Source organism: Streptomyces sp. NPDC025638, assembly GCF_055558775.1.
The window spans coordinates 115825-132036 of record NZ_JBVHLX010000005.1; the positions used below are offsets into that span (position 1 = coordinate 115825).

The following is a 16212-nucleotide window of genomic DNA, read 5'->3' on the forward strand; positions in this document are numbered from 1 at the left end:
CACCGAAGCCGTGGAGCCCCTCCGCGTCACCCGGGCTGCCCGCGTTGCTGGTGTCGCCTGCTTCATCCGGGCCGTTTGCGGTGCCCGTGTTGCCGGGATGGTCTGCGGGGCCCGGGCCGTCCGCATCGCTCAGGTCGTCCGCGCAGCCCGGACTGCCTGCATCGCCCGGGCCGCCCGTGTCGTGCGGGCCATCCAGACCGCTGGCACAGCGCGGGCCGTCCGCGTCGCCGGCGTCGCCGAGGCGGTCCGCTTCGCCCGCGCCGACCGGGCCGTCCGCGTGGTGCGTGCCGTCCGTGTCGCTCGTGCCGCCTGCTTCATCCAGGCCGCCCGCACTGCCCAGACCATCCAGACTGTTCGCATTGCGCGGGCCGTCCGCGTCGCCGGCGTCGCCGAGGCGGTCCGCTTCGCCCGCGTTGCCCGCATCGCCCAAGCCGCTCGCGCCGCCCCCGCCGCTCGCCCCGCGCATCCCCGTCGCCCCGCGCATCCCGGTCTCGCTGTCCGCCGTGTCCGACGGCAGAACCCGTGCGCACAGGTACCAGACGCCCGCTTTCAGTACGAGGCCGTATGGCTCGACGGTTCGTTCCACCTCCCGTTCGCCGCGTCGGTAGTGGGCGGTGAGGCAGCGGTCGTCCCAGACCGCCTCCGCGATCGTGGGGAGCAACGTGGGTGTCCGCGGTTCGCGGAACCAGGCGGGCGCGTCCAGGTGGAAGCGTTGGGACGCCGTGCGGGGCGCGTCGCGCAGGGAGGGGAGGAGGGCCGCCGACACCTTCAGCCGGGCCGCCGAGGCGGCGTCCTCCAAGCCCATCTCCCGCAGCGCCCCCGGCACCCCGCTCAGGAACAGCGCCTCCGCCTCGCTCCGGGCGAGCCCGGTCAGCCGGGTTCGGTATCCGCCGATCAGACGATAGCCGCCGGCCCGGCCCCGGTCCGCGTACACCGGCACGCCCGCCTCCGACAGCGCCTGTGCGTCCCGTGTCACCGTCCGCTCCGACACCTCCAGCTCGCGGGCGAGTTCGGCGGCGGTCATGGAGGGGCGGGACTGGAGCAGCAGCACCATCTTGATCAGGCGGGCAGCGCGCATACCGTCATGATGCCCGGTCCCAGTGACAGCGAGGGGGTGCGGCAGATGGATGCCGTACCCCCTCGCACCACCACGGGACCTACAGCCCGTACTTCTCCCGCGCTTCCTTCACCGCGGCCGCCTTGACCTCGCCCCGCTTCGCGAGCTGGGCCAGGGCCGCGACGACGATCGACTGGGCGTCGACGCCGAAGTGGCGGCGGGCGGCCACACGGGTGTCCGACAGGCCGAAGCCGTCGGCGCCCAGCGAGGACCAGTCCTGCTCGACCCACTGCGCGATCTGGTCCGGGACCTGGCGCATGTAGTCGGAGACCGCGAGCACCGGGCCCTCGGCGCCGTGCAGGGCCTGCCGGACGTACGGCACCCGCTCCTCGCCGCGCAGCAGGGCGGCGTCCGCCTGCAGCGCGTCGCGGCGCAGCTCGGTCCAGGAGGTCGCGGACCACACGTCGGCCGCGACACCCCACTCCTCGGCGAGCAGCCGCTGCGCCTCCAGCGCCCAGTGGATCGCCGTGCCGGAGCCCAGCAGCTGGATGCGGGGGGCGTTGGCCACGGGGGACAGGCCCGCCGACTCCGCCGTGTTGAAGCGGTACAGACCCTTGAGGATGCCCTCGTCGATGCCGGCGCCGGACGGCTTCGCGGGCTGCGGCAGCGGCTCGTTGTAGACGGTCAGGTAGTAGAAGACGTTCGGGTCCTCGCCCGGCGCCGTCTCGCCGTACATCCGGCGCAGGCCGTCCTTGACGATCGTCGCGATCTCGTACGCGAACGCCGGGTCGTACGACAGCGCCGCCGGGTTCGTCGCCGCGATCACCGGCGAGTGGCCGTCGGCGTGCTGCAGGCCCTCGCCCGTCAGCGTCGTACGGCCCGCCGTCGCCCCGACCAGGAAGCCGCGGCCGAGCTGGTCGCCGAGCTGCCACATCTGGTCGGCCGTGCGCTGCCAGCCGAACATCGAGTAGAAGATGTAGAAGGGGATCATCGCCTCGCCGTGCGTCGCGTACGCGGTCGACGCGGCGATGAAGTCGGCCATCGAACCGGCCTCGGTGATCCCCTCGTTGAGGATCTGGCCGTTCTTGGCCTCCTTGTAGTACATCAGCTGGTCACGGTCGACCGGCTCGTACGTCTGGCCCTTGGGGGAGTAGATCCCGAGGGACGGGAACAGCGACTCCATACCGAAGGTGCGCGCCTCGTCGGGGACGATCGGCACCCAGCGCTTTCCGGTCTCCTTGTCGCGGACCAGGTCCTTGATCAGGCGGACGAAGGCCATGGTGGTGGCCACGTTCTGGGAGCCGGAGCCCTTGTCGAAGGAGGCGAACGCCTTCTCGGCCGGGGCCGGCAGCGGGGCGAGCGGGTGGACCCGGCGGGCCGGGGCCGGGCCGCCGAGGGCCGCGCGGCGCTCCTGGAGGTAGCGGACCTCGGGGGAGTCGGCGCCCGGGTGGCCGTAGGGGACCACGCCGTCGGCGAACCGCGCGTCGGAGATCGGCAGCTCCAGCAGGTCGCGCATCGTCTTGAACTCGTCCACCGCCAGCTTCTTCATCTGGTGGTTGGCGTTCTTCGACGCGAAGCCCTGGCCGAGGGTGTGGCCCTTGACCGTCTGGGCCAGGATCACGGTCGGCGCGCCCCTGTGCTCGACGGCTGCCTTGTACGCGGCGTACACCTTGCGGGGCTCGTGACCACCGCGGGAGAGGTGGAAGCACTCCAGGATCTTGTCGTCGCTCAGCAGCTTCGCCATCTCGACGAGCGCCGGGTCGGTGCCGAAGAAGTCCTGGCGGATGTAGGCGGCGTCGCGGGTCTGGTACGTCTGGACCTGGGCGTCCGGCACCTGGCGCAGCCGGCGTACGAGCGCGCCGGTGGTGTCGAGCGCGAACAGCTCGTCCCAGGCGCTGCCCCACAGGCTCTTGACGACGTTCCAGCCGGCGCCGCGGAACTGGGCCTCCAGCTCCTGCACGATCTTGAAGTTGGCGCGGACCGGGCCGTCGAGACGCTGCAGGTTGCAGTTGATGACGAAGGTGAGGTTGTCCAGCTCCTCACGCGCGGCGAGCGCGAGTGCCGCGGTCGACTCGGGCTCGTCCATCTCGCCGTCGCCGAGGAAGGCCCAGACGTGGGACGCGGAGAGGTCCTTGATGCCGCGGTTGGTGAGGTAGCGGTTGAAGCGCGCCTGGTAGATGGCGGAGAGCGGGCCGAGGCCCATCGACACCGTCGGGAACTCCCACAGCCAGGGCAGCCGGCGCGGGTGCGGGTACGACGGGAGGCCGTTGCCGCCGGCCTCCTGGCGGAAGTTGTCGAGGTGCGCCTCGTCCAGGCGGCCGTCGAGGAAGGCGCGGGCGTAGATGCCGGGGGAGGCGTGGCCCTGGATGTAGAGCTGGTCGCCGGAGCCGTCGGCCTCCTTGCCCTTGAAGAAGTGGTTGAAGCCGGTCTCGTACAGCCAGGCCGCGGAGGCGAAGGTGGCGATGTGGCCGCCGACGCCGTGCTTGCTGCCGCGGGTCACCATCGCGGCCGCGTTCCAGCGGTTCCACGCGGTGATCCTGCGCTCCATCTCCTCGTCACCGGGCACGGGCGGCTCGGCGGCGGTGGGGATGGTGTTGACGTAGTCGGTCTCGGTCAGCCTGGGCAGCGAGATGCCGTTGCCCTCCGCGCGCTCCAGGGTGCGGCGCATCAGATACGCGGCACGGTGCGGCCCGGCTTCCCTGGCCACGGCGTCCAGTGAGGCCCGCCATTCGGCGGTCTCCTCCGGGTCGCGGTCCGGGAGCTGGTCGAGCTCGCTCGGCTGGATGGCGTAGGGGTCGGTCATGTCGCCGCCTTCCTCAGTCGAAGGGGGTTCCCTCATCGGTAAGGGTTCGGGGTGCCCTTGGTCTTTGGCAGGACAGGGCGTGGACTCGGGTGCGGTGTCGATGTGCGACTCCGTCGCGTGCCCGTCGGCGACTGTAACTCGCTGATCGATGATCGATCAAAGGGTTGCGGGGCAAAACTTCTTGATTTCGAGAAAGTAGGCACCCGGTGCCTTCATCGATGGCACCGGGTGACGTGGAATCGCCTTGTTTTCGCAGGTGGGGCGGCGTGTGAGCGGGGGCGCGCTCTCCTGAATCAAGCGCGCGGCGCGCAGCCGAGGACGTGCGCCTTCACCAGCTCCGCGATCTGCGGATCCCGGCGCTTGAAGGCCTGCACCAGCTCCTCGTGCTCCTCCGCGTACGACTGCTGGACCGTGCCCAGCCAGCGGATGGACAGCGCCGTGAAGACCTCGATGCCGAGCCCTTCCCAGGTGTGCAGCAGCACCGAGTTGTCCGCCGCGCGGACGAGTTCGCGGTGGAAGCCGACCGTGTGCCGGACCTGGGCGGTGCCGTCGGCGGTGCGGTCCGCCTCGTACAGGGCCAGCACATGCGGCTCCAGCGCCGAGCAGTCCACGGCGAGACGCTCGGCCGCCAGCTCCGCCGCGATCGCCTCCAGACCGGCCCGCACGGGGTAGCTCTCCTCCAGGTCGGCCGCCGTCAGGTTCCGCACCCGTACGCCCTTGTTCGGCGCGGACTCGATCAGCCGGAGCGACTCCAGCTCGCGCAGCGCCTCCCGCACCGGGGTCTGGCTGACCTCCAGCTCGGTCGCGATCCGCCGCTCCACGATCCGCTCGCCCGGCTTCCAGCGACCGCTCACGATTCCCTCCACGATGTGCTCGCGGATCTGTTCGCGCAGCGAGTGGACGACGGGCGCGGTCATGAGGGCTCCTTAGGGAGGGGCCACAGGCCCCCGGGGCGTTTGACGTTTAGACAATAAGGCCGGACCGCCTTCAGGGAGGGGCGCACGGGGGCGCTTTCGTGCAGGTGAGACGAGACTTACACGCTCTCAGGGCGGCTTGTTCCGTAAAGCCCCGTACCGGGCGAGCCGCGGAGCCGTCACCGCCGTGTCACCACCGGTACACCGGCAGAACCCGCGGCGCCCGATCCGTGTCGCGGTCGGCAGAGGGGTTCCGGCAGGGGCACCCCTCGGCACCACTGGGGGTCGGAATGGACATCGGGGGACGGGCCGGCTGGGCGGTCGTCGCGGTCGCCCTGGCGGCGGTCATGGGAGTGGGAGTCACGGCGTGCCGGCCGATGAGCACGGGCGCGCACCGGCCGGGGCACACCAAGGCCGGGAAGGTGAAGAGCACGATGACGGCCTCGGCCGCGGGGAGCACCGCGGTCCTGGCCGGACGGGGGCAGCCCGCCGGTCCCGGCGGCGCCTGCGTCTTCGTCAAGCCGGACGGCGCCCAGAAGTTCGGCCACGTCGGCTGGGGCTTCCGGATCACCGGCACGAACACCTGGGAGTACGGCGCGGTCGAGAACCCCACCGACAAGCTCTACACCGCGCCTGGAGGGGATATCGGTGCCTGGCACGCGCGGGGGTCGTACGACCGCATGATCGGCGACATGTCCCGCGACGCGTACTACCCCGGCAAGTCGGCCCATCCGTACAGCCGTTACCGCTGCACCTCGTCCTCGACGAGCGACGTGCGGGCGGCCCGGAAGATGATCCGCACCGTCGAGGGCCGCGGCTTTCTCGTAGGGGTCGATCCGAGGACGGGCGAGCTCACCTCGCGGGACTGCCTCGACGCCACCTACGACGTCCTGAAGGCCTACCGCACCGAGGACCTGACACCCTCGCCCCGCCTCTACATCCCGAACGTGTGGGTGGAGACGCTGATCACCTGGTCCGACGCGCGGCTGACGCCCAGGTGATACGACGGTGCCCCGCCCGGAGAGGCTCCGGGCGGGGCACCGCAGGGCAACTGCGAAGGCCTACAGGCCGAGCTCGACCTCGAACTCGCCCGCCTCCAGGATCGCCTTGACCGCCGTCAGGTAACGGGCCGCGTCGGCGCCGTCCACCAGACGGTGGTCGTAGGAGAGGGTCAGGTAGGTCATGTCGCGGACGCCGATGACCGTGCCCTCCTCGGTCTCGATGACGGCCGGACGCTTGACCGTGGCACCGATGCCGAGGATCGCGACCTGGCCCGGCGGCACGATGATCGTGTCGAAGAGCGCGCCGCGCGAACCGGTGTTGGAGATGGTGAAGGTCGCGCCGGACAGCTCGTCGGGCGTGATCTTGTTGGCGCGGACCTTGCCCGCGAGCTCCGCCGTGGCCTTGGCGATGCCGGCGATGTTCAGGTCGCCCGCGTGCTTGATGACCGGGGTCATCAGGCCCTTCTCGGAGTCCACCGCGATTCCGACGCTCTCGGAGTCGAAGTAGGTGATCGTGCCCTCGGCCTCGTTGATCCGGGCGTTGATGACCGGGTGAGCCTTCAGTGCCTGGGCCGCCGCCTTCACGAAGAACGGCATCGGGGAGAGCTTGACGCCCTCGCGCGCGGCGAACGAGTCCTTCGCCTGGGCGCGCAGCCGCATCAGGCGCGTGACGTCGACCTCGACGACCGAGGACAGCTGGGCCTGCTCGTGCAGCGCCTTGACCATGTTGTCGCCGATGACCTTGCGGATGCGGGGCATCTTGACGGTCTGGCCACGGAGGGGGGAGACCTCCAGGGTCGGCGCCTTCCTGGCCGGGGCGGCAGCGGCGGCCGGGGCCGGAGCAGCAGCGGCGGCGGCCTTCGCGGCCTCGGCGGCGGCGATGACGTCCTGCTTGCGGATACGGCCGCCGACGCCGGTGCCCTTGACGGTGGCCAGGTCGACGCCGTTCTCGGCGGCGAGCTTGCGCACCAGCGGGGTCACGTACGCGCCCTCGTCACCGGCGGTCGCGGCCGGGACGGCCGGGGCGGTCGGAACCGCGGCGACCGGGACGACCGGCGCGGGGGCCGGAGCGGCCGGGGCCGGAGCGGCGGCGACCGGGGCGGGAGCGGCCGGAGCCGGAGCCGGGGCGGCCGGAGCCACGGGAGCGGGCGCCGGGGCGGCCGGAGCCGGAGCCGGGGCAGCGGCGGGCGCCGGAGCCGCGGGAGCCGGGGCCGGGGCGGCGGGAGCCGGAGCCGCGGCCGGAGCCGCACCCGGGGCGCCGATGACGGCCAGCTTGGCGCCGACCTCGGCGGTCTCGTCCTCGCCGACCACGATCTCCAGCAGCACGCCGGAGGCGGGCGCCGGGATCTCGGTGTCGACCTTGTCGGTGGAGACCTCGAGCAGCGGCTCGTCGGCCTCGACGGACTCGCCGACCGCCTTCAGCCAGCGGGTGACGGTGCCCTCGGTGACGGACTCACCGAGCGCGGGCAGGACCACGTCCGTGCCCGTGGCGCCACCGGCAGGGGCGGCCGGAGCCGCGGCCACGGGGGCCGGGGCGGGAGCGGCGGGGGCCTCGGCGACCGGCGCCGGCGCGGGCGCCGGAGCCTCGGCAGCGGCCGGGGCCGGAGCGGCGACGGGCGCGCCCGTGCCGTCGTCGATGACGGCCAGCTCGGCGCCGACCTCGACCGTCTCGTCCTCGGCGACCTTGATGGAGGCCAGGATGCCGGACGCGGGGGAGGGGATCTCGGTGTCGACCTTGTCGGTGGAGACCTCGAGCAGCGGCTCGTCGGCCTCGACGCGCTCGCCCTCGGCCTTCAGCCAGCGGGTGACAGTGCCCTCGGTGACGCTCTCGCCGAGCGCCGGAAGGGTTACGGAAACCGCCATGGTTTCGGTTGCTCCTTACGGAAGTGCGGAAGTCTGTGTCGTCGCGTGCGTCGACCGAGGGTCAGTCGTGCGAGTGGAGGGGCTTGCCGGCCAGGGCCAGGTGGGCCTCGCCGAGCGCCTCGTTCTGCGTCGGGTGGGCGTGGATGAGCTGCGCGACCTCGGCCGGCAGCGCCTCCCAGTTGTAGATCAGCTGCGCCTCGCCGACCTGCTCGCCCATGCGGTCGCCGACCATGTGGACGCCGACCACGGCACCGTCCTTGACCTGGACGAGCTTGATCTCGCCCGCGGTCTTGAGGATCTTGCTCTTGCCGTTGCCCGCCAGGTTGTACTTCAGAGCGACGACCTTGTCCGCGCCGTAGATCTCCTTGGCCTTGGCCTCGGTGATGCCCACGGAGGCGACCTCCGGGTGGCAGTACGTCACCCGCGGCACACCGTCGTAGTCGATCGGAACGGCCTTGAGACCGGCCAGGCGCTCCGCCACCAGGATGCCCTCGGCAAAGCCGACGTGCGCGAGCTGGAGCGTCGGGACCAGGTCACCGACGGCCGAGATGGTCGGGACGTTCGTGCGCATGTACTCGTCGACGAGGACGTAGCCGCGGTCCATCGCGACGCCCTGCTCCTCGTAGCCCAGGCCCTGCGAGACCGGGCCGCGACCGACGGCGACGAGGAGGACCTCGGCCTCGAACTCCTTGCCGTCGGCGAGGGTGACCTTGACGCCGTCCTGGGTGTACTCGGCCTTCGAGAAGAACGTGCCGAGGTTGAACTTGATCCCGCGCTTGCGGAACGCGCGCTCAAGAAGCTTGGAGGAGTTCTCGTCCTCGACCGGGACGAGGTGCTTGAGGCCCTCGATCACCGTGACGTCGGAGCCGAAGGACTTCCACGCCGACGCGAACTCGACGCCGATGACGCCGCCGCCCAGGATGATCGCGGACTTCGGCACGCGGTCCAGGACGAGGGCGTGGTCGGAGGAGATGATGCGGTCGCCGTCGATCTCCAGGCCCGGCAGCGACTTCGGCACGGAGCCGGTCGCGAGGAGGACGTGGCGGCCCTGGACGCGCTGGCCGTTCACGTCCACGGAGGTCGGGGAGGACAGCCGCCCCGTGCCCTCGATGTACGTCACCTTCCGCGAGGCGATGAGCCCCTGCAGACCCTTGTACAGGCCCGAGATGACCTCGTCCTTGTACTTGTGGACGGCCGGTACGTCGATGCCCTCGAACGTGGCCTTCACACCGAACTGCTCGCTCTCGCGGGCCTGGTCGGCGATCTCGCCCGCGTGCAGCAGGGCCTTGGTGGGGATGCAACCCCGGTGCAGGCAGGTGCCGCCGACCTTGTCCTTCTCGATCAGGGCGACGTCCAGGCCCAGCTGAGCCCCGCGCAGGGCCGCGGCGTAACCACCGCTACCACCGCCGAGGATCACTAGGTCGAAAACGGTGCTGGCGTCGTTCGCCACGTCACGTCCTCCATGCATGTGCGCCACGCCGGTCTTCGGTGACCGGTCGGCGGCTGGTGTCCGGCCGCTCATTCTTCGGCCCTGTGATGGGGGCCCTGTCCTGCCGGGCTCCATCTTCGCACTTGTCGCTTGAGTTCGAGACGCGGGGCCACAGTGTGAGGCGTCCCACTTGACCGGAGTGTGAGGCGTCCCACTCGACCGAGCGGACCGCGGCGCCCCCCAGCCGGTGGGCGCCGCGGTCCCCGTCCCCGGGGGAAGGTCAGTCCAGTTCGCCGTCGGCGCTCAGCTCGGCCAGCCGCACCAGCGTGCGCACCGCCGAGCCCGTGCCACCCTTCGGGGTGTAGCCGAAGGGGCCCTGCTCGTTGAAGGCGGGGCCGGCGATGTCCAGGTGGGCCCAGGTGATGCCCTCGCCGACGAACTCGCGCAGGAAGAGACCGGCGACCAGGCCGCCGCCCGCGCGCTCACCCATGTTGGCGATGTCGGCGGTGGGGGAGTCCATGCCCTTGCGCAGGTGCTCGGGCAGCGGCATCGGCCACGAGGGCTCGCCGACCTGCTCGGCGGTCTCGTGCACCGTGCTGCGGAACGCGTCGTCGTTGGCCATGACGCCCATGGTCCGGTTGCCGAGCGCCAGCACCATCGCGCCGGTCAGCGTCGCCACGTCCACGATCGCGTCCGGCTTCTCCGCCGAGGCGGCCCACAGGGCGTCGGCGAGGACCAGCCGGCCCTCGGCGTCCGTGTTGAGCACCTCGACCGTCTTGCCGCTGTACATGCGCAGCACGTCACCCGGGCGTACGGCGGCGCCCGAGGGCATGTTCTCGGCCAGCGCCAGCCAGCCGGTGACATTGACCTCCAGGCCCAGGCGCGCGGCCGCGACGACGGCGGCGAACACGGCGGCCGCGCCGCTCATGTCGCACTTCATCGTCTCGTTGTGACCGGCCGGCTTCAGGGAGATGCCGCCCGAGTCGTAGGTGATGCCCTTGCCGACGAAGGCCAGGTGCTTGTTCGCCTTCGGGTTCGTGTACGACAGCTTCACCAGGCGCGGGGCCGCCGCCGAGCCGCCGCCGACGCCGAGGATGCCGCCGTAGCCGCCCTTGGCCAGGGCCTTCTCGTCGAGCACCTGCACCTTGAGGCCGTGCTCCTTGGCCGCGGTCTGCGCGATCGCGGCGAACTGCGCCGGGTTGAGGTCGTTCGGCGGCATGTTGATCAGGTCGCGGGCGCGGTTGAGCTCCTCGGACACCGCGGTGGCGCGGGCAAGGGCCGCCTTGTGCGCCGCGTCGCGGGGCTTGCCGCCGAGCAGGGAGGCCTCGGCGAGCGGCGACCGGCCGCTCTTGGCGTCCTTGCCGTTCTCCTTGTACGCGTCGAAGGAGTACGCGCCCAGCAGCACGCCCTCGCCGACCGCGCCGACGGCGTCGGCGTCGGCGACGGGCAGCGCGAAGGCGGCCTTCTTGGTCCCGGCGAGCGCGCGGGCGGCGACACCGGCGGCCCGGCGCAGCGTCTCGGCGCCGTAGGACGCGTCCTTCTCCGGCTCCGCGCCCAGGCCCACCGCCACCACGAGCGGTGCCTTGAAGCCGGCCGGGGAGGGCAGCTTCGTCAGCTCGCCCTCGGCACCGGTGGCGCCGAGGGTGTCCAGGACGTCGGCGAGCCGGCCGTCGTACGCCTTGTCCACGGCTTCGGCGCCCGGCGCGACGACGGGTCCCTTGGCGCCCTTGGCGACACCGATCACGATCGCGTCGGCCCGCAGGCCGGGCGCCGCGGCGGTGCTGAGAGTAAGAGCAGTCACTGTGGTGAAACTCGCTTCCGATGTGAAGTTGCTGTGGCCGAGTGGGTGGGTCGACCGGGCCCGGGGGAGCCGACCCCGGGCGGGGCGCGTCTCGAGCGGGGCCTTCACCCTGTCGGCGAACACCCGGGACGAGCCTACGCGCGTGTGTGCGTTCACTCATTCCCGCATGCCGTTCACCGGTGCGTGGCGCCATGGTGGGCTCCGGCGCCGGGCGCCTACCAGGACCGCGTCGGCGCCGCCGGACCCGGCGCCACGGCGGCGGGCGCGCCGAGGCCGAACCCGGTGACCGAGGTGCCGGACAGCCGGTCGGCGAGCGAGCGGCGGCCCGGGAGGAGCACCGGCACGGCGTTGACCAGGAACAGCACCACCGCCAGCACCCACACCAGCACCGACAGCGCGAACTGACCCTCGATCAGCAGGACGCAGGCGACCGCGTACACGGCGACGTCGGCCGCGGTGGTGACGGCGGCCCGGCGGGCGGCGTGCCGGGACAGCCGCGGGGTGACCCGGAGCCCGAGGAGCCCCTTGCCGACGGTGCGGCCGAGGAACGCGAGGCAGGCCCACTGGTAGAGGAACGTGACGACGACGAGTGCCGCGAAGGCCTCCTCCACGTCCAGCACGACCTTGTCCCACAGCGAAAGGCCCAGGTCGGTGGAGGCGTCGAGGACGTCACCGCGGGAGGTCAGCAGGTCGAACCCGCCGCGGGTCGCCAGCTCCGGAACGTCGGTGACGAGCGCGGATATCCGGTGGAAGGTGAGCACGGCGAGCAGCGAGGCCGCCGCGATCACCAGCCCGAAGTCGATGAACCAGGCCACGGCACGGCGCAGCTTCGGCATGGAAGTCCCCCGATCACACGTACTTGTCCATGTCGGCGGACGAGCCTAGCGCCCCAGCGAGAGAACCACGAGAGCCGTCGTGGCGGCCGTCTCCGCGAGCCCGCCGAACACATCACCGGTGACCCCGCCGAGGCGGCGCGTGCAGTGGCGCAGCAGGAGTTCGGCCACGACGACGGCGGCGACGACCGCGAGGGCGGTACGGGCGATGTCGTACGGCCCGAAGAAGGCGCCCCCGGCCGCGGCGAGCGCGACGACGGCGAGCGCGACGGCCGCCGCGCCGCCGCGCGGCACCACCCCGGCGACCGCCGCCCCCAGTCCGTCCGGCCGGGCGGCCGGTATCCCGGCGCGGGCCGCGAGGGTCAGCGCCAGCCGGGCGGCGGCCGCCGAGACGATCGCGGCGAGCGCGCCCCGGGCCCACGAGCCGCCGTACGCCTGGGCCAGCGCGGCCACCTGGGTCAGCAGGGCGAAGAGGAGGGTGATGACCCCGAACGGGCCGATGTCCGACTGCTTCATGATCCTGAGCGCGTCCTCGGCGGGCTTGCCGCTGCCCAGCGCGTCCGCGGTGTCGGCGAGACCGTCGAGGTGCAGGCCCCGGGTGAGGGCGGCGGGTACGGCGGCGGTGGCGACGGCCGCGAGCAGGGGCCCGGCGCCGAGGAACAGCAGCAGGCCGCCGAGCGCCGCCGCGCAGCCGCCGACCACGAGCCCGGCCAGCGGGGCGCAGAGCATGCCGCCGCGTGCGGCCTCCCGGTCCCAGCGGGTGACACGCACCGGGAGCACGGTGAGGGTGCCGAAGGCGAAGCGCAGGCCGTCCGGCCAGGGGATCTTGGACACCGGCGCAGGTTACCCGGCGGCCGGACCGACCCGTACGGCCGCCGGGGAGACCGGGCGGGATCGCCGGGACACTCAGCGATAGACCTGACATCCAGGGATAAAGTGCGCACATGGGGCACTGGTTGGAGCGGAACATCATCGAACCCGGCAAGCTTCCGCTGCTCCTCGCGCTGGCCGCCTTCGTCCTGACCTTTCTGATCACCCGGGTCATCACCCGTCTGATCCGGGCGGGCAGAGGCCCGTTCGGCAATGTGAAGGCGGGCGGGCTGCACATCCACCACGTCGTGCCCGGTGTCATTCTCACCGTCGTCGGGGGGTTCGGGGCCGTCGCCGCCGCCGACCGGCACGGCGTCGGGGCGGCCTTCGCCGCGGTCGTCTTCGGTGTCGGCGCCGGGCTGGTCCTCGACGAGTTCGCGCTGATCCTGCACCTCGCGGACGTCTACTGGACCGAGGAGGGCCGCAAGAGCATCGAGGTCGTCGTCGTCACCGCCGCCCTCGTCGGGCTGCTTCTCGCGGGCTTCGTGCCGTTCGGCGTCAACGACCTCTCGCAGGAGGAACTCCAGGACCGCGGCACGGTCATCGTGACCATCACGGTCAACTTCGTCTGCGCCCTCGTCGCGCTCTCCAAGGGCAAGTTGCGCACCGCGCTGTTCGGCGTGATCGTGCCGGTGGTCGCCCTCGTCGGCGCGATCCGCCTGGCCCGCCCCGCCTCCTCCTGGGCCAGACGCTTCTACCGCAACCGCCCCCGGGCGCGGGCCAGGGCCACCCTGCGCGCCTACCGCCACGACCGCCGCTGGGCCGGTCCCAGCCGCACCCTGCAGAACTGGATCGCCGGCAAACCCGACTCGAACCCGCCGAGCCTTCCCGGCCGCCGCTGAGGACACGGCGGACACGGCCGTCGGCTCGGGCTCAGGTGCTCAGCGGCGGCAATTCCCGGTCGGATCCCGCTCGTCTCCTCAGGCGTACCAGGGCGTGGCGGTGGCGGTGCAGCAGGGCCGTCGCCCCGCACAGTGCCGTGACGCCCACGATCGCGGCCAGATGCTCCTTGCCCGCGAGGTTCTCCCTCACCACGACCTCGGCGATCATCGCCATGGCCACTCCGGCGGCCGTGACATGGGCGCCGTAGCGCCACCCCACGTACACGGCGAGCCCCACCACGGCCGCCGACGGACCGGCGTCCACTACCAGCGCGTCCGAGGCCGGCAGGCCCAGCGGGGCATGCGGGCCCAGGGCGATGCCGAGGCGGGCGTACAGGGTTCCGGCGAGTGTGGCGACGTATGCGATGGCCAGCGTCCGCCACCAGCCGAGGCAGATCTCGGCGATCCCGAACACGAACAGGATCTGGGCGAGCGCACCCCACACCGGCAGGTCCAGGGCCGGCACGAACAGCGACAGCGGAGTCCGCAGGAGCCCTAGCCACAGCGGGTCCTCGGCGCGCACGGCCCCGATGTTCTGCACGAACCGGTAGCCCCACGACTGGTTCTGCACGAACTGCAGCGCCGCGGTCAGACAGACCGCCGCGAGCGTCATCGGGAGCGCCCTCCCCCAAGCTCTCAACTCCGTTCGAGCAGGGAGGTACCCCCATCGCCGTTTGAGCAGCGGCTCGCGCACGGTGACCCAGAGCAGTCCCCATTCGGCGCGGACCCAGCGGGCGAGTGTCCTCATCTGTATGTCTCCAGGTGCTTGCGGTGCAGCCACTTCGGCAGTCCCGGCGCCGTGGGGCCTGTCGTCGGATTCCCGCCTGCCTCGCGGCGACTGGCACGCACGCTCGCCGCGTTGCCGAACCGCCCACGTGGCTCCGCCACGAAGGCGCTCCGGCGCCTTGCGATCGCACGCACCAGTCGCCGCGAGGCCCGCCCTCCGGGCGGACGACGGGAATCCGACGACAGGCCCCCCAGGAACCCCTCCGCGCGCGCCGACGCCAGGCCGATGCGCGGCAGGTCCGCGCTCTTCTCGAAGAGCAGGAACCGGGGCTCCCAGATGGGCCGGTACTTCGCGTTGGCGCGGTACAGCGACTCGATCTGCCACCAGCGTGAGAAGAAGCTGAGCAGCGACCGCCACAGCCTCAGTACCGGCCCGGCACCGAGGCGTGCGCCACGCTCGAAGACCGAACGGAACATCGCGAAGTTCAGCGAGACCTGAGTGATCTTGATCTCCCGGGCCCGCCGCAGCAGTTCGATGACCATGAACTCCATCAGCCCGTTGTCGGAGTCCCGGTCCCGCCGCATGAGGTCGAGCGACAGCCCGTGCGGACCCCAGGGGACGAACGACAGCAGCGCCTTCAGCTCGCCGTTCGCGTCCGTGCACTCCAGCATCACGCACTGCCCGTCGGCGGGGTCCCCGAGCCGCCCGAGCGCCATGCTGAAGCCGCGCTCGGTCGCCCCGTCCCGCCAGTCGTCGGCCCGGCCGACGAGGTACGCCATCTCGTCGGCCGGAATGTCCGCGTGCCGCCGGATGCGCACCTCGTACCCGGCCCGCTTCACCCGGTTGAACGCCTGTCGGACGGTGCGCATCGCCCGCCCCTCCAGCGTGAACTCGGCCACCTCCACGATCGCCTCGTCGCCGAGCTCCAGCGCGTCGAGCCCGTGCCGTGCGTACACGGTCCCGGCCTCCTCGCTCGCCCCCATCACGGCCGGGATCCACCCGTGCTCGCGTGCCTGGGCCAGCCACGGCACGATCGCCCCGGGCCAGGCCTCCGGGTCGCCGATCGGATCCCCGGAGGCCAGCGACACCCCGCCCACCACCCGGTAGGCCACGGCGGCCTTCCCGGTCGGCGACCACACCGCGCTCTTCTCCCGGCGCAGCGCGAAGTACCCGAGCGAGTCCCGCTCGCCGTGCCGGTCGAGCAGCGTCCGCAGCCGCTTCTCGTCGTCCTCGGTGAGCGGGTCGACCGCGCGCCGGGAGCGGAAGGCGGCGTAGAGGACGGCGAGGACGAGGATCGTGCTGAGCACGTTGATGACGACGTTGACCCAGTTGGGCGTGGAGATCCCGGGGAAGCGCGACTCGTCGGCGGCGACCGAGATCAGCCGCAGCGTGCCGTAGTGCCAGCGCTCCGTGAACGTCGAACGGGCCGCGTCCGGCGCCTGGTTGGTGACCGTCACCAGGAGCGCGGCCAGCAGGGAGGCGAGCAGCCCGCCGCCGACCGCGACGGTGGCGGCGAGCTTGGGGTTGGACCGGTCGCCCTTGGCGTAGAACTCCCGCCGCCCCACGAGCAGCGCGCCGACGAAGGCGGCCGTGAGGACGAGGGAGATCCAGTTCTGCGCGTACTGCCGGATCTCCGGGAACGCCATGGCGAGGACGAACAGGGCCAGGAACACCCCGCTCAGCACCAGGTTCAGGATCCACGCGGCCCGCTTGCGGCGCCGCATGGTGATCGCCAGGAACGCGGTGAACACACCGGAGGCGAAGCCGGCCGTCAGCAGATACGGGGTGAAGAAGTTCTCCTGGTTGTGCCGCCGCACGTCCTGCCCCAGGGACACCCACACCGCGCTGAGGAAGTTGATGAAGGCGACGGCACGCAAGTACCAGACGGCGAGGGCGGCGGCCCGCCGGGAGGCCCCGGTGGACCGCCGCTCCGTGTCACCCGGGCGCCCCGGGCCGGCTTCCTGTTCCGCGGCAATTCGGGCATCTCCCATGGGGGAGGATCATATGGGCGCGGACACGGCGAACCGCGTCAT

Annotated in this window: 11 protein-coding genes and 1 pseudogene; 2 read left to right on the forward strand and 10 right to left on the reverse strand. The window is 72.1% G+C overall.

The annotated features are described in order from the left end of the window. Positions 1 to 517 precede the first annotated feature (517 nt). The 3 genes and pseudogenes from ACZ4EG_RS14585 to ACZ4EG_RS14595 form a co-directional block, all read right to left on the reverse strand. Positions 518 to 1078: pseudogene (locus ACZ4EG_RS14585) on the reverse strand (helix-turn-helix transcriptional regulator); the annotation flags it as partial. Positions 1079 to 1157: 79 nt separating this feature from the next. Continuing rightward, complete coding sequence (gene aceE / locus ACZ4EG_RS14590; RefSeq protein ID WP_467790881.1) at positions 1158 to 3860, reverse strand: pyruvate dehydrogenase (acetyl-transferring), homodimeric type; 2703 nt, start codon at positions 3858 to 3860, stop codon at positions 1158 to 1160. A gap of 293 nt (positions 3861 to 4153) precedes the next feature. Then, on the reverse strand, positions 4154 to 4777 hold the full coding sequence (locus tag ACZ4EG_RS14595) for a GntR family transcriptional regulator (RefSeq protein WP_363298794.1): 624 nt from the start codon (positions 4775 to 4777) through the stop codon (positions 4154 to 4156). Positions 4778 to 5064: 287 nt separating this feature from the next. Between ACZ4EG_RS14595 and ACZ4EG_RS14600 the strand changes: the two genes are divergently transcribed. Further along, the gene (locus ACZ4EG_RS14600) at positions 5065 to 5775 is read left to right on the forward strand and encodes a hypothetical protein (protein WP_467790882.1); all 711 of its coding nucleotides are present in this window, start codon (positions 5065 to 5067) and stop codon (positions 5773 to 5775) included. 60 nt (positions 5776 to 5835) lie between these two features. Here ACZ4EG_RS14600 and sucB read toward each other — a convergent pair whose 3' ends face one another. From sucB to ACZ4EG_RS14625, 5 genes are all read right to left on the reverse strand, one after another. After that, positions 5836 to 7638 carry a 2-oxoglutarate dehydrogenase, E2 component, dihydrolipoamide succinyltransferase gene (gene sucB, locus ACZ4EG_RS14605; RefSeq protein ID WP_467790883.1) on the reverse strand — a complete coding sequence of 601 codons (1803 nt, stop codon included), beginning with the start codon at positions 7636 to 7638 and terminating at the stop codon, positions 5836 to 5838. A 61-nt stretch (positions 7639 to 7699) separates the two neighbouring features. Further along, positions 7700 to 9088, reverse strand: coding sequence for a dihydrolipoyl dehydrogenase (lpdA, locus tag ACZ4EG_RS14610; protein WP_390709239.1), 1389 nt, complete (start codon positions 9086 to 9088; stop codon positions 7700 to 7702). Positions 9089 to 9347: 259 nt separating this feature from the next. After that, positions 9348 to 10868 carry a leucyl aminopeptidase gene (locus ACZ4EG_RS14615; protein ID WP_467790884.1) on the reverse strand — a complete coding sequence of 507 codons (1521 nt, stop codon included), beginning with the start codon at positions 10866 to 10868 and terminating at the stop codon, positions 9348 to 9350. A gap of 215 nt (positions 10869 to 11083) precedes the next feature. Continuing rightward, positions 11084 to 11704: an RDD family protein gene (locus ACZ4EG_RS14620; RefSeq protein ID WP_467790885.1), complete on the reverse strand. Its 621-nt coding sequence runs from the start codon at positions 11702 to 11704 to the stop codon at positions 11084 to 11086. Positions 11705 to 11749: 45 nt separating this feature from the next. Then, positions 11750 to 12535, reverse strand: a complete 786-nt coding sequence (locus tag ACZ4EG_RS14625) for an adenosylcobinamide-GDP ribazoletransferase (protein ID WP_390730888.1) — start codon at positions 12533 to 12535, stop codon at positions 11750 to 11752. Between the two features lie 110 nt (positions 12536 to 12645). Here ACZ4EG_RS14625 and ACZ4EG_RS14630 point away from each other — a divergent pair, with 110 nt between their 5' ends. After that, on the forward strand, positions 12646 to 13413 hold the full coding sequence (locus ACZ4EG_RS14630; RefSeq protein WP_467790886.1) for a hypothetical protein: 768 nt from the start codon (positions 12646 to 12648) through the stop codon (positions 13411 to 13413). A gap of 31 nt (positions 13414 to 13444) precedes the next feature. Here the strand turns inward: ACZ4EG_RS14630 and ACZ4EG_RS14635 are convergent, their stop codons facing one another. Beyond that, entirely contained in the window at positions 13445 to 14200 is a 756-nt protein-coding gene (locus tag ACZ4EG_RS14635; RefSeq protein WP_453558529.1) for a hypothetical protein, read from the reverse strand. Continuing rightward, positions 14197 to 16170, reverse strand: coding sequence for a phosphatidylglycerol lysyltransferase domain-containing protein (locus tag ACZ4EG_RS14640; RefSeq protein ID WP_467790887.1), 1974 nt, complete (start codon positions 16168 to 16170; stop codon positions 14197 to 14199). Before ACZ4EG_RS14640 ends, ACZ4EG_RS14635 begins: the two co-directional genes overlap by 4 nt. Positions 16171 to 16212: the final 42 nt, after the last annotated feature.

Coding starts and splice junctions, on each gene's coding strand:
- ACZ4EG_RS14640 (WP_467790887.1), bottom strand. CDS start 16,170: ATGGGAGATGCCCGAATTGCCGCGGAACAGGAAGCCGGCCCGGGGCGC.
- ACZ4EG_RS14600 (WP_467790882.1), top strand. CDS start 5,065: ATGGACATCGGGGGACGGGCCGGCTGGGCGGTCGTCGCGGTCGCCCTG.
- sucB (WP_467790883.1), bottom strand. CDS start 7,638: ATGGCGGTTTCCGTAACCCTTCCGGCGCTCGGCGAGAGCGTCACCGAG.
- ACZ4EG_RS14630 (WP_467790886.1), top strand. CDS start 12,646: ATGGGGCACTGGTTGGAGCGGAACATCATCGAACCCGGCAAGCTTCCG.
- aceE (WP_467790881.1), bottom strand. CDS start 3,860: ATGACCGACCCCTACGCCATCCAGCCGAGCGAGCTCGACCAGCTCCCG.
- ACZ4EG_RS14635 (WP_453558529.1), bottom strand. CDS start 14,200: ATGAGGACACTCGCCCGCTGGGTCCGCGCCGAATGGGGACTGCTCTGG.
- ACZ4EG_RS14620 (WP_467790885.1), bottom strand. CDS start 11,704: ATGCCGAAGCTGCGCCGTGCCGTGGCCTGGTTCATCGACTTCGGGCTG.
- ACZ4EG_RS14595 (WP_363298794.1), bottom strand. CDS start 4,777: ATGACCGCGCCCGTCGTCCACTCGCTGCGCGAACAGATCCGCGAGCAC.